Origin of the sequence: Egbenema bharatensis FJBBOT/2019, from assembly GCF_048077055.1 — a bacterium.
Classification (GTDB): Bacteria; Cyanobacteriota; Cyanobacteriia; order Elainellales; family Elainellaceae; genus Egbenema; species Egbenema bharatensis.
Window position 1 is genome coordinate 4,054,722 of the sequence record NZ_CP182236.1, and the last position, 19,897, is coordinate 4,074,618.

The 19,897-nt window shown below is 51.8% G+C and carries 14 protein-coding genes and 1 pseudogene; 6 read left to right on the plus strand and 9 right to left on the minus strand.

Annotated elements, in window-relative coordinates:
• Positions 1–112 precede the first annotated feature (112 nt).
• Positions 113–2,428 (plus strand): glycoside hydrolase family 31 protein, encoded by a 2,316-nt coding sequence (locus ACM1PF_RS18770; protein WP_416666158.1) that lies wholly within the window; start codon positions 113–115, stop codon positions 2,426–2,428.
• Between the two features lie 151 nt (positions 2,429–2,579).
• A complete protein-coding gene (locus ACM1PF_RS18775) occupies positions 2,580–3,785 on the plus strand; it encodes a phosphoglycerate kinase (protein ID WP_416666160.1) in 1,206 nt (401 codons plus the stop codon).
• Between the two features lie 200 nt (positions 3,786–3,985).
• Here ACM1PF_RS18775 and ACM1PF_RS18780 read toward each other — a convergent pair whose 3' ends face one another.
• From ACM1PF_RS18780 to ACM1PF_RS18800, 5 genes are all read right to left on the minus strand, one after another.
• Positions 3,986–5,476 (minus strand): sodium:solute symporter family protein, encoded by a 1,491-nt coding sequence (locus ACM1PF_RS18780; RefSeq protein ID WP_416666162.1) that lies wholly within the window; start codon positions 5,474–5,476, stop codon positions 3,986–3,988.
• A 584-nt stretch (positions 5,477–6,060) separates the two neighbouring features.
• Positions 6,061–6,765: a hydrogenase nickel incorporation protein HypB gene (hypB, locus tag ACM1PF_RS18785; protein ID WP_416666163.1), complete on the minus strand. Its 705-nt coding sequence runs from the start codon at positions 6,763–6,765 to the stop codon at positions 6,061–6,063.
• Positions 6,766–6,853: 88 nt separating this feature from the next.
• Positions 6,854–7,204 carry a hydrogenase maturation nickel metallochaperone HypA gene (gene hypA, locus ACM1PF_RS18790; protein ID WP_416666165.1) on the minus strand — a complete coding sequence of 117 codons (351 nt, stop codon included), beginning with the start codon at positions 7,202–7,204 and terminating at the stop codon, positions 6,854–6,856.
• 151 nt (positions 7,205–7,355) lie between these two features.
• Positions 7,356–8,561 carry an agmatinase gene (speB, locus tag ACM1PF_RS18795; protein ID WP_416666167.1) on the minus strand — a complete coding sequence of 402 codons (1,206 nt, stop codon included), beginning with the start codon at positions 8,559–8,561 and terminating at the stop codon, positions 7,356–7,358.
• A 448-nt stretch (positions 8,562–9,009) separates the two neighbouring features.
• Complete coding sequence (locus ACM1PF_RS18800; RefSeq protein ID WP_416676720.1) at positions 9,010–9,678, minus strand: phosphoribosylanthranilate isomerase; 669 nt, start codon at positions 9,676–9,678, stop codon at positions 9,010–9,012.
• A gap of 321 nt (positions 9,679–9,999) precedes the next feature.
• Here ACM1PF_RS18800 and psaK point away from each other — a divergent pair, with 321 nt between their 5' ends.
• A complete protein-coding gene (psaK, locus tag ACM1PF_RS18805) occupies positions 10,000–10,269 on the plus strand; it encodes a photosystem I reaction center subunit PsaK (protein ID WP_416666169.1) in 270 nt (89 codons plus the stop codon).
• 169 nt (positions 10,270–10,438) lie between these two features.
• On the opposite strand, the gene ACM1PF_RS18810 is transcribed toward psaK, so the two are convergent.
• Positions 10,439–10,753, minus strand: coding sequence for a small RNA NsiR4-regulated ssr1528 family protein (locus ACM1PF_RS18810; protein ID WP_416666171.1), 315 nt, complete (start codon positions 10,751–10,753; stop codon positions 10,439–10,441).
• Positions 10,754–11,240: 487 nt separating this feature from the next.
• Here ACM1PF_RS18810 and gnd point away from each other — a divergent pair, with 487 nt between their 5' ends.
• On the plus strand, positions 11,241–12,656 hold the full coding sequence (gnd, locus tag ACM1PF_RS18815) for a decarboxylating NADP(+)-dependent phosphogluconate dehydrogenase (RefSeq protein WP_416666172.1): 1,416 nt from the start codon (positions 11,241–11,243) through the stop codon (positions 12,654–12,656).
• A 389-nt stretch (positions 12,657–13,045) separates the two neighbouring features.
• On the opposite strand, the gene ACM1PF_RS18820 is transcribed toward gnd, so the two are convergent.
• Positions 13,046–14,467, minus strand: a complete 1,422-nt coding sequence (locus ACM1PF_RS18820) for a PP2C family protein-serine/threonine phosphatase (protein ID WP_416666174.1) — start codon at positions 14,465–14,467, stop codon at positions 13,046–13,048.
• A 597-nt stretch (positions 14,468–15,064) separates the two neighbouring features.
• Between ACM1PF_RS18820 and ribD the strand changes: the two are divergent.
• A pseudogene (gene ribD, locus ACM1PF_RS18825) lies at positions 15,065–16,176 on the plus strand (bifunctional diaminohydroxyphosphoribosylaminopyrimidine deaminase/5-amino-6-(5-phosphoribosylamino)uracil reductase RibD).
• A 20-nt stretch (positions 16,177–16,196) separates the two neighbouring features.
• Here ribD and ACM1PF_RS18830 read toward each other — a convergent pair.
• Positions 16,197–16,805 carry a Uma2 family endonuclease gene (locus ACM1PF_RS18830; RefSeq protein ID WP_416666176.1) on the minus strand — a complete coding sequence of 203 codons (609 nt, stop codon included), beginning with the start codon at positions 16,803–16,805 and terminating at the stop codon, positions 16,197–16,199.
• Between the two features lie 76 nt (positions 16,806–16,881).
• Complete coding sequence (locus ACM1PF_RS18835; RefSeq protein ID WP_416666178.1) at positions 16,882–18,036, minus strand: ABC transporter permease; 1,155 nt, start codon at positions 18,034–18,036, stop codon at positions 16,882–16,884.
• A gap of 209 nt (positions 18,037–18,245) precedes the next feature.
• On the opposite strand from ACM1PF_RS18835, the gene purH reads away from it, so the two are divergent.
• Positions 18,246–19,814 carry a bifunctional phosphoribosylaminoimidazolecarboxamide formyltransferase/IMP cyclohydrolase gene (purH, locus tag ACM1PF_RS18840; RefSeq protein WP_416666180.1) on the plus strand — a complete coding sequence of 523 codons (1,569 nt, stop codon included), beginning with the start codon at positions 18,246–18,248 and terminating at the stop codon, positions 19,812–19,814.
• Positions 19,815–19,897: the final 83 nt, after the last annotated feature.

Below are 19,897 nucleotides of genomic sequence, written 5' to 3' on the forward strand. Positions count from 1 at the left end.
CACACAAGGAATCGGGTAGGGGCGTTTCGTGAAACGCCCTTCACACAAGGAGTCGGGTAGGGGCGTTTCGTGAAACGCCCTTTAAAATTTGCAGTTCAATTCGGGTGAAACCATGCCGCAATACTTTGGAAAGTTGCCTACCGCAGGACAGGAATGGACAACATTAGGGAACGTACAGTCGGCCCAGTGGGATGAGCCTAGCTTGGTTTGTCAATGTGGCGAGGCGACGTTGCTGCTTACTGTGTTGGATCACAACTTGATTCGAGTTCAGGTTGCCCCAACGGGAGCCTTTGCGGCACAGCGATCGTGGGCAGTCACCAAACCGGATCAGGAGTGGGCGATCGTTCCGGTGCAATTCCAGGAGGACAGCGAGACCATTACCCTCAAAACCGAGGTGATGCGGGTGCAGATCCAGCGATCGCCCTGTCGGATTTCCTGTTTTGACCATGCGGGCAATCCCTTCGCCCAGGATGCGGAGATGGGAGTGGGTTGGTCGGCCAGTGGGATCGCTGCCTGGAAGCAGATCGAATCCGATGAACACTTTTATGGATTTGGGGAACGCACCGGATTACTGGACAAGCGATCGGAAGAGATGACCAACTGGACAGTGGATTCGGTGGACTACAGTTCCCAAACCGATGAAATGTATCAAGCCATTCCCTTTTTTACCGCCTTGCGTCCAGGATTAAGCTACGGCATTTTTCTGCATTCCACCTACTGGAGCCGATTTAATATGGGTGCAGAACAGCCGGGAGTCTGGCAGATGCACACCCGCGCTCCGGAACTGGACTACTACATTCTCTATGGTTCAGAACCCGCCCAAATTTTAAAGACCTATACCGAACTAACCGGACGGATGCCCCTGCCGCCGAAGTGGGCCCTGGGGTATCATCAGTGCCGCTGGAGTTACGAATCGGAGGAAGTGGTGGAGGCTCTGGCCCAGGAATTTCGCAACCGCCGCATTCCCTGTGATGTAATTCACCTGGATATTGACTATATGCAGGGCTATCGGGTTTTTACCTGGCACGAAAAGCGATTTCCTGATCCCAAAGCTCTGGGACGGCATTTAAACCAGAATGGTTTTCAACTAGTGACGATCGTGGATCCGGGGGTGAAGCACGATCCAGAAGCGGGCTACGCTATCTATGATGAAGGCTGCCAGAAGGATTACTTTGTCCGCAAGCCCGATGGCAAACTGTTTCATGGCTATGTCTGGCCAGATAAGTCAGTGTTTCCAGACTTCATGCGTCCAGAGGTGCGGGAGTGGTGGAGTGATTGCCATACGGCCCTGACGGATGCAGGCGTGGCGGGCATCTGGAACGATATGAATGAGCCGTCCATCAGCGATCGACCCTTTGGCGATGGTGGCAATAAGATTCCCTTTCCCCTGGATGCGACTCAAGGCCCCGCCGATGAGCCAGCCACCCATGCGGAAACTCATAACCTCTATGGCTATATGATGGCCCGAGCGGCGCGGGAGGCGATGGAGAAACACCGTCCTCACCAGCGATCGTTCGTGTTGACGCGATCGGGGTTTGCTGGAATTCAACGCTGGTCGTCTGTCTGGTTAGGGGATAACACATCGCTGTGGGATCAGCTAGAAATGTCCCTGCCGATGCTCTGCAATATGGGACTGTCGGGAGTGGCGTTTGTTGGATGTGATATTGGTGGTTTTGCGGGAAATGCCACAGCAGAAATGTTTGCTCGCTGGATGCAGGTGGGACTGCTCTATCCCCTGATGCGGGCCCATTCAGCCATGACCACCAATCAGCACGAACCCTGGTGCTTTGGCGATCGGATAGAACAAATTTGCCGGGAATATATTGAACTCCGCTATCAACTGTTACCCTACTTCTACTCTTTATTCTGGGAAGCAACTCAGACGGGTGCGCCGATTCTGCGGCCGTTGCTGTACCACTATCCCAACGATCCCAAAACCTACTCCCTACACGATCAGGTTTTACTGGGGGAATGGCTGATGGCCGCCCCTATTTACCATCCGGGGCAAGAATATCGAGCGGTGTATCTGCCAGAGGGCACCTGGTACGACTGGTGGAGCAATGAACGGTTTGAGGGGCCAACTCACATCCTGACCCATGCCCCCCTGGAACGAATGCCCCTTTACGCTAAAGCCGGGGCGATTATTCCGATGCAGTTAGTGATGCAGTATGTCAACCAGCATCCGGTGGAGGAACTGACCCTGCGAGTCTACCCCGGTGAAGGGCAGAACATCCTTTATGAAGACGATGGCGACAGTTTTGATTACCAATCTGGGGCATGGCGCACCACCACCTATCAAGTCCGTCAGGAAGGCGATCGCGTAATTGTAGAGGCGATCGATCGGCAGGGCAACTGGAATCCCGGCGATCGAACGGTGCGGGTGGACTTACAGGGGCGATCGGATTTGGAGGTGGATTTTAGGGATTAAAGTCCGTCACCACTTTTATCTTCAACCTGCCTCCTGTGCTACAGATTTTTTAAAGAATTTAGGTAATTGTTGTAAACTTTTGTCTCCAAAATGAACCGTCTCGCCGTACAATAATATCCCATAGGTAAAAACACTCATTTGGGGGGTTCCAGTGTCAAAGAAAACCGTAGCAAGTCTATCGGCAGCAGATTTGACGGGTAAGAGAGTGCTTGTCCGGGCGGATTTCAACGTGCCTCTGGACGACCAGGGCAACATCACGGATGACACCAGGATTCGGGCGGCATTGCCAACGATTCAATACCTGACCTCGAACGGGGCAAAGGTGATCCTCTCCAGCCACTTTGGTCGTCCCAAAGGGAAGGTTGTTGAGGGAATGCGTCTGACTCCAGTGGCAACGCGGCTATCGGAACTGCTGGGGCAGGATGTGATTAAGTGTGATGACTGTATTGGGGATGCCGTGGCTGGCGCGATCGCCGGAATGCAAAACGGTCAGGTAGCCCTGCTGGAGAACGTTCGTTTCTATGCAGAGGAAGAAAAGAACGACTCAGAATTTGCCAAAAAGCTGGCAGCTAATGCCGATCTGTATGTCAATGATGCCTTTGGAACGGCTCACCGGGCCCATGCTTCAACGGAAGGCGTAACGCATTATCTGAGTCCCTCGGTTGCGGGTTATTTGATCGAAAAAGAATTACAGTATCTCCAAAGTGCGATCGAAAATCCCCAACGTCCTCTGGCGGCGATCATCGGCGGTTCTAAAGTTTCCAGCAAAATCACCGTGATTGAAACGCTGCTCGATAAAGTAGACAAACTGTTGATTGGTGGAGGGATGATCTTCACCTTCTACAAGGCGCGTGGTCTGAGTGTCGGTAAATCGTTGGTGGAGGATGACTTCGTTGAACTGGCCAAGAAACTGGAAGCAAAGGCAAAGGAAAAAGGGGTTTCCCTCCTCCTGCCCTCCGATGTCGTCGTTGCCGATAACTTTGCCCCTGATGCCAACGCCCAAACCGTCAGCATTGAAAGCATTCCCGATGGCTGGATGGGTCTGGACATTGGACCGGAATCCGTGAAGCTATTCCAGGAAGCCCTGGCAGATTGTAAGTCGGTGATCTGGAATGGCCCAATGGGTGTGTTTGAGTTTGATCAGTTTGCCAAGGGCACAGAAGCGATCGCTCGCACCTTAGCAGATCTGACCAAGACGGGCACAACCACTATCATCGGTGGGGGTGACTCGGTCGCTGCGGTGGAGAAAGTAGGCGTAGCGGAGCAGATGAGCCACATCTCTACTGGGGGTGGAGCCAGCCTGGAACTGCTGGAAGGTAAAGTGCTGCCTGGAATTGCGGCATTGAATGACGCATAGGTTGGGTGATGCACCCTTCAGTCTAACCACTGAAGAACTCAATCAGGAGTAGGCAGCTTGAGCCAGTTTAGTGGCAAGATGTCTACTCCATTTTGATCAAGGGAGGCTTGGGCAATGCAGGCAAGATGCCTGCGCTACGGAAATCGGTTGGCATGGGTTGGAGTGCTTCCGCCTGCAATTCGATGTTGAAATTGCCAATCCTAGAGCCGTTGAAACTCCCGTGCGGTTTCTGGATCGGTGGCGCGTAGACCGCGATAGGTCATCTTCGACACCACAATGAATACAATCAGTCCAATAATTGGGCTAATCATTGTCGGCAAACCATCGAAATCCTCGGTAAAAATACCATTGGGAATATACAGTAAGGTATTCTCAATCCCAAAGGTGGTAGGCATCATGACGAAAAAGAACAGCCGGACGATCGCCCCCACAATAATGCAAGCCAGGGCCCCTTCGCTGGTGGATTTTGACCAGAACAGTCCGCCCGTCAACGGAATCAGCAAGCTGGCAAATCCCAAGTCGAAGGCCAGCAAGAGCAAAATGCCTGTTTGAGGTACTCGCAGAGCAAAGAAGATTCCCAGTAAGGTGATCACAACTGCCATGGTTCGCGTCAGAGCCAGCAGTCGATCGCCCCCTGCCCCATGATCGGTATGACGAATCCCGATGATATTGTGGGCAATCACAGAGGATGTACCGAGAATCGCTCCATCTGCGGTGGAAAGGGAAGCGGAGAGGATGGCTGCAATCACCAGTAATCCAATTACGGGCGGAACGACATCTCGGATCATGGCAAACAGCAGCGGCCCATCGGCCACCACCCCTGCCTGAGTCAAGATATCCGATGCAGAAAGGGCGACGATGGAAAAAGGAACGCCAATCAGCACGGTTCCCAAAGAGCCGATCAGGCAAGCCCGTTGTGCCGTTTCGGGACTATCCGCCGCAAAGACTCGCGCCATAAAGTCGATCGCCACAATATCGCCTAACCCCAGAGCCAACAGCGTCGCCCAGTTGATCAATGCTCCTTCTTCGGGATTAGAAAGTTGTCCCAGCGCCATTGGCCCCGTTTCCGCCGGAATCTCTAAACCAAATTGAGTAGCCACAAAGCCAATCAGCAGCACAGAACCGAGGAAGGCGATCGCCACCTGAATCGCATCAGTATAGGCCACAGCAAACAATCCACCACTGGCCGTGTAGATGAAGACAATCAGGGCAATGAACAAAACCCCTGCCGTGTAGCTCGTCCCCAGAAAGGTTTGGAACAAATAGCCACCCGCCACCAGGTTTCCAGCCAGCAGAAACGAAAAGCTCAAGACCATGACGATCGAAGCGACAAACTCCGTGATTCGTCCATACTTGACCCGATAAAAATCCGGTAGCGTGATCAAGTTCATGCGGTTAAGGGGTTTGGCGTAGAACAGGGCCGTGAGAAATAAACAGAGGGCTAACCCAAGGGGTAAGGAAGCCCCAGCCCAAAAGCCGAACTCTGCAACTAAATCAGTGTTTCCTAAAGTGGCATTGGAATCGACTGATTGGGCCATTAGCGTGGCCGCTGCCAGGGGGAGAAGTAAGCCCCGACCCGCAACCAGATAATTCACACTATCGCCTTTAATTTGTTTGGAGGCATAGACTCCAACACCAAGAGTAGCAAGGAGGAACAGGATAATTCCCCAGAAAAGAATAGAATGTGACATGGGAAAAAACTCTTAAATATAACCTCGCAAGTGCATTAAGATCGCAAGGATGGTTCTACTTAGACTAGAAAATACAATTGAGTTAAGCTGTATCATGAACTACTTATTCTAATTCTTGGAACATTTGTTGACATTTATAATTAAACAAATTCTTGATCGATCTCAACCAACCAAAAGACAAAATTTAGAATAGAAAATTTCCATAAGATCAACAAAATCAGATCTTACGGCGGTTGCTTCGATCGTTGATCATTTAATTAAGTAGTATCAGTAGATCGCAAATCAGGTTGGGATCCCCCCTAACCCCCCTTACGGAAAGGGGGGAACTGAGCCAAGAAGGTTTGAAGTCCCCCTTTTTAAGGAGGATTTAGGGGGAGCGAAACAAGCTTTGCGAATGAAAATAGATTCATTTTCGATCTACTGAGCATTCGTACTGGGCAGGCAGGATGTCCACCCCACAAGAGAGAAGAGGGAAGAGGGAAGAGGGAAACGAAACAAGCCATTTTCTTCTTCCTTTTCCTTCTTTTTCATCCTTCATTCTTCCTATTTCCAATTTTCTTCTTTCTCCTCACTCCTCACTCCAACTAAACGATCGCCGATAGCCGTTGAGGTTCTGCCTGAGTTTTGAGAGTCGATCGCACCCAATTAAACCAATCTTCTAACCCTTCGCCGGTTTTGGCGGAGATGGGAATGATGGTGACGTGAGCATTCATTTGCCGCACATTCTCCACAATTTGATTGATATTGACTTCTAAATGGGGCGCTAAATCCATTTTGGTAATCAGCAGGCAATCTGCTTCCTGGAACATGAAGGGATACTTCAAAGGTTTATCTTCTCCCTCCGTGACGCTCAATAGGGCAACTTTAGCGTGTTCCCCTACTTCAAATTCGGCTGGACAAACCAGATTTCCTACGTTTTCTACCAAGACCAGATCAAATTCCGGTGGATGGTAATCATGGCTGAAACGATGAATTCCACCTGCCACCATTTTGGAATCAAGATGGCAGGAACGCCCCGTGTTAATTGCGATCACAGGCACATTGTATTGACGCAGGCGATCGGCATCCAGTTCAGTGGTCATGTCGCCTTCAATCACGGCAATCTTACATTCATCGCTCAGGGCTGCCAGAGTCCGTTCCAGTAATGCAGTCTTTCCAGCTCCCGGACTACTCATCACATTCAGACAGGTAATGCCCCATTCATCAAAATGGGCCCGGTTGTGATCGGCTCCTTCCTGGTTGGCATGGAGCAGGTTAATTTCCAGAGCGGCATCAAAGGTTTGGTGCATGGTTAGTACAGGTAATGGGTAATGGGTAATTGAACTTGTAGAACTTGTAGGGTGGGCACTGCCCACCAATCCCCCAGGTAACTACACTTCAGGTTTTGCATTCAATCCGATCGATTTTGAGTTCTCGACCAGAGCGAATATCATCCATTGGCGATCGGCAGGTGGGGCAGGCATATTGGATGCCGATTTCGGGACGATACTCTTGCTGGCAGGAATGGCAAAAGGCGATCAGGGGGGTTTCCTGAATATCCAGGATCGCGCCATCCAGAAAGGTATTGCGAGTTTGAACGTCGAAGGCAAACTGAAGTCCAGTGGGTTCCACACAGGTAAATTGCCCCACGATCAGGTGAACTTTAGAAATGCTCGGTCGTTCCGGCTGGGATTCCCACCAGTCTTTGACGGTGAGGATCAGGGCTTTGGTCATATCGGTTTCGTGCATGGGCGGGAAATGAGGGAGTAGGGAGTAGGGAGTAGGGAATAGGGAATAGGGAGCTTGTTCTGCTCTTTGCCTTCTGACTGCTGACTGCTGACTGCTGACTGCTGACTGCTGACTGCTGACTGCTGACTGCTGACTTCCCTCTTCCGCCTTTTCATGTCCAGGCTACGTCTACTTGCATGTTGGCTTCTGCATGGATGTAATCTGGCTTTTGTTTGCGGGGGAGTTGTCCGGAGAGCACCAGATGCGCCATTGTGTCACAAATTACGCGAGTGGCCATGAGGGCAGTCATGTCGCTGACATCGTAGGGAGGAGACACTTCCACAACTTCAATGCCGCAAACGGGGGCACGCTGGATGATTTTGCCCAGGAGATAGAGGGCTTCGCGGGGTAGGAGTCCGCCCGGTTCCGGCCAGCCAGTGCCAGGGACAAAGCCAGCGTCGATGCAGTCAATGTCGAAACTGATCCAGACGCAATCGGTGCCATCCAGGGCTTTGTCCAGGGCAAAATCCACCGCAGCATCTAAGCCCATTTCTGTAATGTCGGTGACGGTGAGAATATTGGTGGCCCGTTCTCGACAGACTTTGACCCCCTGACGCGGAACTTGCCAACCGCCGATGCCAAGCTGTACCAGGTTCTTGGCTGGAGCATTGGCCATATTTGTCGCGTGGAACCAGGGGCAGGTGTGCATCCGTTCATCCAGGTCAGTTTCCTGCGTATCAACATGACGATCGAAGTGAATGATGCCGACTTTCTTATCGCCCAGGTGCCGACATACGCCCCGGACGGTTGGGAACCCAATGGAATGATCGCCCCCAAGAATGATCGGGAACGCACCCGAACTAAAGATATGGGCAATGCCTTTGGAAATTTGATCGAATGACTTTTCGTTGTTGCCGGGAATGGTAAAAATATCGCCAACATCACAGAGGGTGATCTGTTCGCGCAGGTCAACGCCCAACTCAAAGTTGTAGGGGGTATACAGTGCTGAAATCCGACGAATACCCTGGGGGCCAAAGCGAGTTCCCGGACGATAGGTAGTGCCTGAATCATGGGGAACACCGACGATCGCCACATCATATTCCCCGACTTTCCGTACGTCTTCCAGGTAGGGAGCCTTCAGGAAGGTGTTAATTCCGGCATAGTGGGGCAGTTCTCCGCGAGAGAAAGTGGAAATGGAGCGATCGCGGATGCTTTCTGCGGCTTCCAATCCGTAGGTGAGTCCCTGGGAAACTTCCTGCTGCCATCCGGTCAGGGGTAAACGACTCTCCATCTCCAGGGCACGTTCGGCTTCGGAGGGAGCGTGTCCGTTTGCATCTGGACTTTGAAATACTGGATTTTCAGAAGGATCGGTGGTCATGGAACAGCCTCAATCGTTGAATCATGCAAAAACGAAACATGAAAAAAACCCGACGAAAAGTATTCAGTTATCAGTCAACTGAAACTTCTCCCGGGCTTTTTTCCCGCCGTGTGGCTAGCAAATTCTGAAATGGGTAAAAGCTGATCGTAATGCTAGCTGCTTCTCTTGACCAGGCACTCCACTTCGAGCAATGGCAACTGGCTCAGCTGCGATCGCCCCCGAGGGAGCCGGAACCCTAGAAGCTTCCTTTTATAGATCTATGTAAGGAATACCAATAGATTGGAACTCAAAAAGTATCCTGGGCTACAAAAACTCAATCCCTCACTCCAAATCAAACCAGGGAGATCTTCGTGGGTGGTATTCTACTTTTCCGGCATTGCTGCTGCTGCTAGCAAAATTTCTGTCAATTTACACTTCGGTTACAGTTCAGCTCCCGTTCAGCTCCCGTTCAGCCGACCGCATCCGCTGCAACCGCCCCATGAAACCGCCGCAACACCTCAAATAATTGCTCCACTTTGCGCAAATCCTTATTCCCCGGTGCAACTTCCACCCCGCTCGACAGGTCAATCCCATCCGGACTGAATCGCTCCAGGGCATCGCCAATATTCTCTGGGGTCAAGCCCCCCGCCAGCAGCCAGGCGCAGTCCGATCGAAACCCTTGCAGCAGCGACCAGTCGATCGTATGCCCCGTCCCCCCCAGCAGATTGGGATCATACGCATCCAGCAGCAGCGTATCCACCAACCCCTCATACTGCCGCACCGATTCCAACGTTTCTGCACTCCGCACCCGAAACGCTTTAATCATCTCCACCGTGGGCAACATCGATCGCAACTGTTGGCAAAATTCAGGCGACTCACTGCCATGAAGCTGAACCGCATTCAGCAATCCCATTTCCACCACGCGGCAAATTTCCGCCATCTCCGCATCCGCAAACACCCCCACCCGATCGCACCCATAGCCCTCAGCCAACAACCCATCAACAATTTCCCGAATCTGCTCCGGACGCACATATCGAGGCGATCGTTCCACACAAATAAACCCCAACGCCGATGCACCCAACTGCGCGATCGATCGACCCTGCGCCCCCCGCGTAATGCCACAAATCTTCACCCGCATACTTTCCCCATCCTTCCCTATTCCTTCTCCATCCTCCAGCCCAATCCTCAAATTCTCCTCACTCCCCACTCCTCACCGTACGAGCGATTCGCGTTCGCGCAGCGACTCCCCACTCCCCACTCCCCACTCCCCTCACTCCTCACTCCCCACTCCCCACTCCTTGTAAGGGCGAACGCAATTCGCCCCTACTCCCTCCCAATTAACTTTTGTATCAACTCCCCGCCCAACTCTGTTAACTCTTCAAACAAAATCTTATTCCTTTACAATCGCTCTTTATAATTCTTGGTATTTCAAGCTGTTTGAGATTCAGGAGATAACGTTTTGAGTTACTTAACAACTCTACTGGCAACCGTTCCTCACACTCCGTCGTGGTCGCCTAGCGTCGGATTGGTTATGATTGCGAGTAATTTGTTTGCGATCGCCATTGGGTACTATGCCATCCAAAAGCGTGGAGTCGGGCCTAATCTGCCCATGGAAATGCCCGCAATGTTCACTGGGTTTGGCATTCCAGAACTACTAGCAACCGCTAGCTTCGGACACCTGCTGGGAGCCGGATTCATCTTAGGCTTGGGTAACGCCGGATTGCTGTAGGTAGCAAAGGAGCTGAAACTCCAAAACTACGACGTTCGTGGAGGGGGATACCCCAACTTCTTGTGGGGTGGGCATCTTGCCCGCCCAATCAATAATCTTGGGGTTGATGCTTGCAGAGGCAAGGCGATCGATGGTCGAGTGGGCATCTTGCCCACCCAATCAAACCGCCCTACTTCCCGCCATAGTAAAAAGCGATCTCCTTCTCCTTCAACGGCGCAAAATCAGCATCAATCAACATCTGATTCAGTTCTGCCTGGGAAATGTGCTTCGCTCCAATCCGCACAATCCGCGATCGCATCGTATTGCTAACCCCACTGCGCTGCCGTCCCGCTTCCAACCCCATCACCTGCTTGTACAAGTCAAGCTTGGCCGCAGGAATGGGGGAACCATCGAGATCAATGCCCTGCTCGATCGCCACGTCTACTGCATCAGCCCCTTTCGTCGAATCCATCCCTTTTGCCTCAGAATTTGCATCCACCGTCATAACCTTCCCCTTCTCAGTCAAGATCCAATTACCAATCATCCATTACCGATTACTGATTACCGATTACTGATTACCCATCAGCAATTCAATCAGTATCCAACGTTACCGCTAACTGATTCATCAGCATTCTACCAGCGATCGGACTGTTGCCTTGCCGTAACACAAACCCGTATTCAAGACTACAAAATTTGAGAAAAATTCCCCTCATCTTGACGATCAAATAAAAAAAACCTTTCAGTGTGCCTATCTTTCAGGAACCTTTGTTTACTCTGGTAGGTGCAAGCCTAACTGGAATTTTGCGATTCTAAATGGTGTGCAGTGTGCTGAGTAAATCCCGTCGGGTAAATCTATCCCGTCGGATGAATCCACAAAGTTCCACAACAGCCCTGGGAAACCCGCTGGTAAAAGTGATGCGGTATTGAAAGCCGATCGTTGCAGTAACCAGAGTTTCCCCTTGTCCAGAGTAAGCGGAGAATAGCAGAGTCCTATGGCACAGAGTTTTGGTTTGATTGGTCTAGCCGTTATGGGGGAGAATTTGGCGCTGAACGTCGAGCGCAACGGCTTCCCGATTACCGTGTATAACCGCACGTCTACAAAGACAGACGAATTCATGTCTACGCGAGCGCAGGGCAAAAACGTTAAGGCTGCCTATTCGCTCGAAGAATTTGTGCAATCCCTGGAGCGTCCCCGCAAGATTTTAATCATGGTGAAGGCGGGTGCACCCGTAGATTATGTCATTAACGATCTCAAGCCCCTGTTGCAAGAAGGGGACATGATCATTGATGGGGGTAACTCTCTCTACACCGACACCGAACGACGCACTCAGGAACTGGAATCCACCGGACTCCGCTACATTGGCATGGGGGTCAGTGGGGGCGAAGAGGGAGCCTTAAACGGCCCCAGTCTAATGCCCGGTGGCACTAAAGAAGCCTACGATGCGATCGAGCCGATCGTCACTAAAATTGCGGCTCAGGTGGATGATGGCCCCTGCGTTACGTTTGTGGGGCCAGGTGGAGCAGGGCACTACGTCAAGATGGTGCATAACGGCATTGAATACGGCGATATGCAGTTGATTGCTGAAGCCTACGATATGCTGAAAAATGCCCTGGGATTGAACCACGAGCAATTGCATGAAGTGTTTGCTGAGTGGAACACCACCGAAGAACTCGACTCTTTCTTGATCGAGATCACCGCGAACATCTTCAAGAAAATGGATGACGAAACGGATTTACCGTTGGTGGATGTGATCCTGGATGCAGCCGGACAGAAGGGAACGGGTCGCTGGACGGTGGAAACTGCCCTGGATCTGGGTGTTGCCATCCCCACGATCGTCGCTGCCGTGAATGCTCGCATCATGTCCTCCATCAAAGAGGAGCGGGTCGCTGCCTCCAAGGAACTGACGGGCCCCTCTGGTAAGTACGAGGGTGACGCGAAAGAATTCATCAACAAAGTGCGCGATGCCCTCTACTGCTCCAAAATTTGCTCCTATGCGCAAGGGATGGCTCTGATCGGCAAAGCTTCCAAGCAATTCTTTAACTCGGAAGTGGATCTGGGTGAATGTGCCCGGATTTGGAAAGGCGGCTGCATTATCCGCGCTCGTTTCTTAGGCAAAATTAAAAAAGCCTTTGATGAAAATCCCAACCTGCCGAACCTGCTGCTAGCTCCAGAGTTCAAGCAAACCATCCTCGATCGCCAGGATGCATGGCGGGAAGTGATCATAACAGCTGCCAGGCTAGGAATTCCGGTTCCTGCCTTCAGTGCCTCCCTCGACTACTTCGACAGCTACCGCCGCGATCGACTGCCCCAAAACCTCACCCAAGCCCAGCGAGACTATTTTGGGGCCCACACCTACGAACGGACAGATAAGTCCAGAGGGGAATTCTTCCACGCAGAGTGGTTTTAGAGGACTGAGGACTGAGGGCTGAGGGCTGAGGACTGAGGACTGAGGACTGAGGACTGAGGACTGAGGACTGAGGACTGAGGACTGAGGGTGGGCGTAGCCTGTAGAAGGGGTGCGGCGTAGGGAAGAAGGTTTGTGATTTCTTTCTACCTCTGTGTTTCCCCCTCTAGCAGGAAAAACATCCATGCCAGGAATGCGAATTAAATAAACTGAAATTCTTGTGGGGTGGGCATCTTGCCCGCCCAGTCAACAAAGTAAAACGCTTTACAGGTTATTTAATCCATGATCCTACCTTTTCTCTTCCCAGTCCTCATAAAGGTGAAAGACGGAAGCAAAGAACCCCCTATTTTCTCCTCCCTCTTTACCTAAACTTACTCCTCGCTCCTCGCTCCTCACTCCTCACCCGGCTTCACCCGCAGCACGATCAGCGTCATATCGTCATCATTACTGCGATCGCCACCAATAAACTGTTTGACCTGATTGAATAAATAATCCAGGATTTCCTGAGGGCTGTTGCAGTTGCGGCAGGCCCATTTGAAGTGTTGTTCCAGCCTTTCCTCATCAAACCGATCGCCGTGATGGCTGGCGGCTTCGGTAAAACCATCTGTGTAGTAGATGATCGTGTCACCGGGGTAAAGCTTGATCTTCGCTTCGTGGTACTTGCTGTCCATATCCAGCCCAATCAGCATTCCCAGGGTATCGAGCCGTTTGATCGTGCCTGTGGCAGCCCGCCAGAGCAGGGGAGGGTTATGGGCTGCGTTACTGTAGGATAACGTCCGCGTGTCGGCATCATATTCGGAATAGAACAGCGTCACGAAGCGATTGGAGTTCTCCAGGTCGGCATACATGACATGGTTGAGGTGTTGCAAAATTCGAGACGGAGAGTGGGCGTTTAGGACTTCAGCCCGCAGCATTCCCCGCAGCATGGTCATAATCAGCCCTGCCGGAACCCCTTTCCCCATGACATCGCCGATCGCCAAACTCCAGCGTTTCGATTCCAGCTTGCCAATCTTTTTCCGAATCTGATCGTAGTTGGCAGGAATGAAGTCATAGTAATCGCCTCCCACCCGGTTAGCGGTTTTACAGAGGGCTGCCAGTTCAATGCCGTCAATGCTGGGACATTGGCGAGGTAAGAGTTGCAGTTGGATCTCAGCCCCAATTTCTAGCTCCCGATCCAGACGCTCTTTTTTGCGAAGTTCAACCGTCAGCTCATCATTTTCGATCGCCACTGCGGTTTGATCGGCCACCAATCGCACTAACTTCTGCCGGGTTTCTGTCCAGGTGTACTCTGGATCACGGCTAAAGACATAGAGCCGTCCCCGTTCCACATTCTTAGTCAGAATCGCAGTCCCAAAGAGCTGCACCGTCGAGCCAAGGGAATGGCTGATATGATAATCCAGCGCAGCCGTGCGATTGGCGGATGTCACCAGTTTCCCGCCATAGGTGGACTTGTCCAGAATCAGTTGTCGAGCTGCCTTCTCGATCGCCGATTTCACATCCTGACACTGATTATCCTGACAGTGCAGCCGCTCCAGCCGCATCTGACCATTGGGCTTAAATAGAACCAAGGCTCCCCCGTCTGCATCGGTGACTCGGCTGGCAATCAGGGGGGTTAGCTCTAGAAACTGGTTTAAGTTCTTGAAGCTCCGCAGCGCGAACCCCAGGGAACTCAGCAAATCCTGAATTTTATTTTGTTCTCGATGCAGGCGAGAAACAAGTTCCTTCAACGCAAATACAGGTGTGATGTCGGCGGGCGAATTGCCACCAACATCAGAGGGTTGAGAGGGCTGTCTAGGGGCGGGCACAGCAGTCATCTGGTCAAGGCTCAAGGAAGCAATAACGATAAAGAATTAGGCCGCTATCCAGCAAGCTGGCAGCGCAGGGAAAACAGGGAAAACCGTGGACAGCAAAAGTAGATCAGCTAGGGTTTAGATGCCGATGGAACGATCGCATTGGGTTAAATTCTAACGAATGCCTCAACGATCGCCGTATCAATTTCTGAAACCTCATTTAAGAATTTAGGATTAGAAGAAAAAATGCGAGCTGCCAGCCGGAAAAATTGAAAAATATTCAGATTTCTCACCCTGAATGCTCATGGAATTCAAATCTTATAACTTAAAACTTGAAGTTTATACTCAATCTTTATGGTTTATCTCTACATCTGCCCAAAGTTAACTTCCCTAAAATACCCGTCAAAGTGCATAGTGCCCCAAAGTTTTTCCAGAAAGCATAAAGTTTTACTGCGACCACAGTAAAGTTCTGTACAATTTCGCTGTCCCTTGCCAAAAATGGATCCATTCTCTTCTCCTGACCTCCATGCACCTGCATTTCTCCCATCAATTTGATCGATTTGATCAATATTGATCTATAAAAATGCTCCAAATGATCCAACGAATGCTCCAAGTGATCCAATGACTGTAAATACTCCAAGTGATCCCACTCAACCCCTGGAACCGATCGATCGCCCTATGATGCAGCGATGTCTGGAACTGGCGAAACAAGCGCGAGGATGTACGGCCCCAATCCTATGGTTGGCTCCGTTGTGGTTCAAGATGGAGCAATTGTCGGGGAAGGGTTCCATCCCAAAGCCGGAGAACCCCATGCTGAAGTGTTTGCCCTCCGAGCAGCCGGCGATCGAGCTAAAGGGGCAACGATTTACGTCAATTTAGAACCCTGTAGCCACTATGGGCGCACGCCTCCCTGTGCCGATGCCCTGATTGCCGCCGGAGTCCGTCGAGTGGTGGTTGGCATGGTGGATCCCAATCCCCAGGTTGCGGGACGGGGAATCGATCGCCTCAGAGCTGCTGGCATTGAGGTGTGTGTAGGCGTAGAAGCGGCAGCCTGCCAGAAGTTAAATGAAGCCTTTGTCTATCGCATTCTGCACCAGCGTCCGTTCGGCATCTTGAAATACGCCATGACCCTGGACGGTAAGATTGCAGCGACCACGGGGCATAGTGCCTGGGTGACTGCTCCCGAAGCGCGAGCAATAGTACACGATCTGCGGGCGGGCTGTGATGCAATCATCATCGGCGGCAATACCGTCCGGCGCGACAATCCCCTCCTGACCAGTCGCGGTTATGGCCCAAACCCTCTCCGAGTCATCATGAGCCGATCGCTGGATCTCCCGCCCGTAGCGAACCTCTGGCACACCCAAACTGCCCCCACCCTTGTATTCACCACACCCGGAGCCAATCCCCCCCTCCAGGAACAGCTCCAGCAGCAGGGAGTCGAGGTAATGGAACTGGCGCAACTCACCCCCGCCGCAGTCATGGGACAACTCTACGATCGCGGTGCTATGTCCGTGCTCTGGGAATGCGGTGGTACCCTGGCAGCCGAAGCAATCCACGATAAAACGGTTCAAAAAATTCTTGCCTTTATCGCGCCCAAAATCATCGGGGGTTCAACCGCCCCCTCCCCCGTCGGCGATCTGGGATTGACTCAAATGACCCAGGCTCTAACCCTGAAGCAAACCACCTGGCGATCGGTTGGTGTGGATTGGCTGGTGGAGGGCTACCTGGACTGAGGGTTCCGCTGCGTTTAGAACTAATTCACATTCTTTTCGTGATCCTCTATGCAGGCAAACACCTGATTGACCGTCAGAGTCAGGTTGGGAAATGTGGGAGAAATCACACGCTGTTCTCCCCGATAGCATCCCACTGTACGATAGTGACCTTGCTCCAATCCCAGAACGGTGACGGTCTGTTCTTCAGGGTCAACAATGACATATTCAGGAATACCAGCGGCAGCGTACTGTGCCCGTTTGCGAACATAATCTCGCTGGCGGTTTGCTTCCCCTGGGCTGACAACCGCCAGGACAAACCGAGGAGGGGGCATTTTCAGGGTAATCGTCATCCGCCTTTGAGTGAGCGATCGATGTTCTGCCCGAATCACCACCACGTCTGGAAATCGGTTCGCTGCATCCCCAGGGGCTAACACGGGCGTTTGAATTTCACAGTTCCCCATCTTCAAGTGCAGCAAATTTACACCGCTGGAGAGCAAGGCCGCAAACCAAATGGCAGCAATTTCGGTATTGATTCCTGACTCTGGCGGCAATTCAACCAGTTCTCCGTCAACTAATTCCATCCGTCCTTCATATCCGGTGTCTTCCAAGCCCAGATAGTCATCAAACGAGAGTTTGCGGGTGTATGTCATTACAAGCTATCCATACCAGCCAGAATCCTGAGTAATTTAATTTTATGCGATCGCCCTATGCGCTTGTCTATCACTCCTAGCCCAACTGCCGCCGAAACTGTCGCGTACTCAAAATCAGCAGTAGCACCGCAAACACTCCCAGAGCCAGGATATGATGCCAGAGTTCTGCCACCCCAATCCCCTTAAGCAGAAAGCCACGGGAAATCGCAACATAGTGCCGTAAAGGATTCACCAGCGAGAGATAGCGGAAAAACGCAGGCATACTTTCAATCGGGGCGATCGCGCCAGAGGTTTGAATCAACGGCAGGTTAATAAAAAACGAGGTCAGAACCACCTGTCTCTGGTTTTTGGAAATGGTGGCCAGGAAAATGCCGATCCCAATGCCAATGCTGACGTAGAGGGCTGAGATGAGCATGAACATCGGGAAATTGCCGCGAAAGGGCAGGTTAAAGACCAGCCGACCCACCCCCAATGCCAGCAGCACATCGCCCATCAGCAGGACAAACAACGGCACAATCTTGGCCAGCAGGATCTCCCAGGCGGCAGAGGGAGTCATCAGCAGTTGTTCCAGGGTTCCAGTATCCTTTTCCCGGACGACGGTGGCAGAAGAGACCAGCGAACTGGTTAAGGTTAAAACCACCCCCAACACCCCTGGCACAAAGAACCAACTGCTGAGGAGTCCTGGATTGTAGAGAAAAGTCACTTCTGGTTCGATCGGATTCACCACAGGAACAGGGGAAACCCGTCGAGAAAACTGGGCAATGATTTGACTAATGTATCCCCTGGCAATTCCCGCTGTATTGGCATCTACCCCATCAATCAGCACTTGCACCTCGGCAGTCTCCCCATTCACCAGACGACGATCGAACTCTGGCGGAATCACCAGTCCCGTCGTCACATTACCCTGCCGCACCGCTTCCCCCAGTTCCCGTTCACTGAACAGATACAGCTCCGGCACAAAGATTTGATTTTCCGTCATCGCTGCCACCAACTCCCGACTGGTTTGGCTCTTGGCATAATCCACAACGCCCAGCTTCAAAAACTGCACCTCTGGATTCAGAGCTGCCCCGTAGATCAGGAGCTGCACCGTCGGCGGAAAAATTAACAGAAAAATTAGCTGCTTGTTCCGCAGAATTTGATTAATTTCCTTAATCGTCAAGGCCCAGAAGCGGCTATCAAATAGGCGATGGTTTGCAACCTGTCGGAGGCGATCGAAGAGGGTTGTCAACATGAGGAATCCCGCTATCCCGCTAGAAAATTTGGAATTTAACCTGCGATTCTTGTGGAGTGAGCATCTTGCCCGTCCTGTTAACCAGTCTATCCACTTCACGCGCGCCTTCAGCCCTCCTTCTATCCCTCCAGCCAGATTTCAAAATCCCAAATCTAAAATCCAAAATCTCTTATGCTGGGTAATGCACAAAAACAGAATGGTTTAGGGTCATGTCACGTTTAGCACTGTTGAGTACCTCTGATAAAACAGGAATTGTTGAATTCGCCCGCAGTTTGGTGGAATTTGGGTTTGAATTACTCAGCAGTGGTGGAACTGCCAAAACGCTACAGTCTGCTGGAATTCCGGTGATGAAGGTATCCGACTATACCGGTTCACCCGAAATTCTAGGCGGACGGGTCAAAACCCTGCATCCTCGCATCCACGGCGGTATTCTGGCGCGACAAAATTTACCCGAAGATCTGGCCGACTTGGAAGCCAATCAAATTCGCCCGTTTTCCCTCGTTGTCGTCAATCTCTATCCCTTTGAGCAAACGATCGCCCAACCCAACGTCACCCTTTCCGAGGCGATCGAGCAAATTGATATTGGTGGGCCCGCTATGTTGCGAGCGGCAGCCAAGAATTTTGCCCATCTGACGGTGCTCTGTCAGCCTAGCCAGTATGAAGCCTATCTAAATGAACTGCGTCAGGGAGAACCCTCCTTCAACTTTCGGCAGGCTTGTGCTCTGAAAGCATTTCAGCATACCGGAGCCTACGATCGCGCCATTTCTACCTATCTGGAAAGCCTGGAGCACCAGGAAACTGCCCCAATCGCCTCAGACGCAACCCCATCCTCCCTACCTGCCTCCTTCCATCTAGCGGGTTCCCAGATTCAGTCCCTTCGCTATGGCGAGAATCCCCATCAACCTGCCGCATGGTATCAAACGGGGGCTGCACCTACCGGATGGGCTGCCGCTCAAAAGCTGCAAGGCAAGGAGTTGAGCTATAACAATCTGGTGGATCTGGAAGCAGCACGGCGAATTGTAGCAGAGTTTGCTGAGGGTTCCCCAGCGGCCGTCATCATCAAACATACGAATCCCTGTGGTGTGGCCCTGGGCGATCGGTTAGTGGAGGCTTACCAGAAAGCATTTCAGGCGGATTCGGTTTCTGCCTTTGGTGGGATTGTGGCTCTGAACCAGCCGATCGATGCAGAAACGGCCACGGAACTGACGAAAACCTTCCTGGAATGTGTAGTAGCACCCGGTTGTGAACCAGAGGCTCAGGAAATCCTGGCGGCAAAGTCCAAAGTTCGAGTGTTGGTTCTGCCCGATCTGGTGAGCGGTTCCCCGAATTTAGTTAAGCAAATTGCGGGTGGGTTTCTGGTGCAAGCCGCCGATGAACAAATCGCTGATCCAACGCAATGGCAGGTGGTGACAGAACGTCAGCCCACGACGGCCCAAATTGAGGAAATGCTGTTTGCCTGGAAGGTTTGTAAGCACGTCAAGTCGAATGCGATCGTGGTGACAAACGATCGCACCACACGCGGAGTTGGAGCGGGGCAAATGAATCGGGTGGGTTCAGTCAAAATTGCCCTGGAGCAGGCGGGTGAGTTGGCAACGGGAGCGGTTCTAGCCAGTGATGGATTTTTCCCCTTTGATGATTCGGTGCGGACGGCGGCCGCGGCTGGAATTACGGCAATCATTCAACCGGGGGGCAGCTTGCGGGATAAAGACTCGATCGATGCTGCCAATCAGCTAGGACTGGTGATGGCCCTGACTGGAATGCGTCATTTCTTGCATTGATTTGCATTCAATCGGAAATTTGCATCTAATCAGATCTTGGGCAATATAGAGACTGAGGTGTAGGTTGGGTAAGGGTATATCTG

Coding starts and splice junctions, on each gene's coding strand:
- ACM1PF_RS18810 (WP_416666171.1), bottom strand. CDS start 10,753: ATGACGGTGGATGCAAATTCTGAGGCAAAAGGGATGGATTCGACGAAA.
- ACM1PF_RS18835 (WP_416666178.1), bottom strand. CDS start 18,036: ATGTTGACAACCCTCTTCGATCGCCTCCGACAGGTTGCAAACCATCGC.
- hypB (WP_416666163.1), bottom strand. CDS start 6,765: ATGCACCAAACCTTTGATGCCGCTCTGGAAATTAACCTGCTCCATGCC.
- purH (WP_416666180.1), top strand. CDS start 18,246: ATGTCACGTTTAGCACTGTTGAGTACCTCTGATAAAACAGGAATTGTT.
- ACM1PF_RS18780 (WP_416666162.1), bottom strand. CDS start 5,476: ATGTCACATTCTATTCTTTTCTGGGGAATTATCCTGTTCCTCCTTGCT.
- ACM1PF_RS18770 (WP_416666158.1), top strand. CDS start 113: ATGCCGCAATACTTTGGAAAGTTGCCTACCGCAGGACAGGAATGGACA.
- hypA (WP_416666165.1), bottom strand. CDS start 7,204: ATGCACGAAACCGATATGACCAAAGCCCTGATCCTCACCGTCAAAGAC.
- ACM1PF_RS18820 (WP_416666174.1), bottom strand. CDS start 14,467: ATGACTGCTGTGCCCGCCCCTAGACAGCCCTCTCAACCCTCTGATGTT.
- ACM1PF_RS18830 (WP_416666176.1), bottom strand. CDS start 16,805: ATGACATACACCCGCAAACTCTCGTTTGATGACTATCTGGGCTTGGAA.
- speB (WP_416666167.1), bottom strand. CDS start 8,561: ATGACCACCGATCCTTCTGAAAATCCAGTATTTCAAAGTCCAGATGCA.
- ACM1PF_RS18800 (WP_416676720.1), bottom strand. CDS start 9,678: ATGCGGGTGAAGATTTGTGGCATTACGCGGGGGGCGCAGGGTCGATCG.
- gnd (WP_416666172.1), top strand. CDS start 11,241: ATGGCACAGAGTTTTGGTTTGATTGGTCTAGCCGTTATGGGGGAGAAT.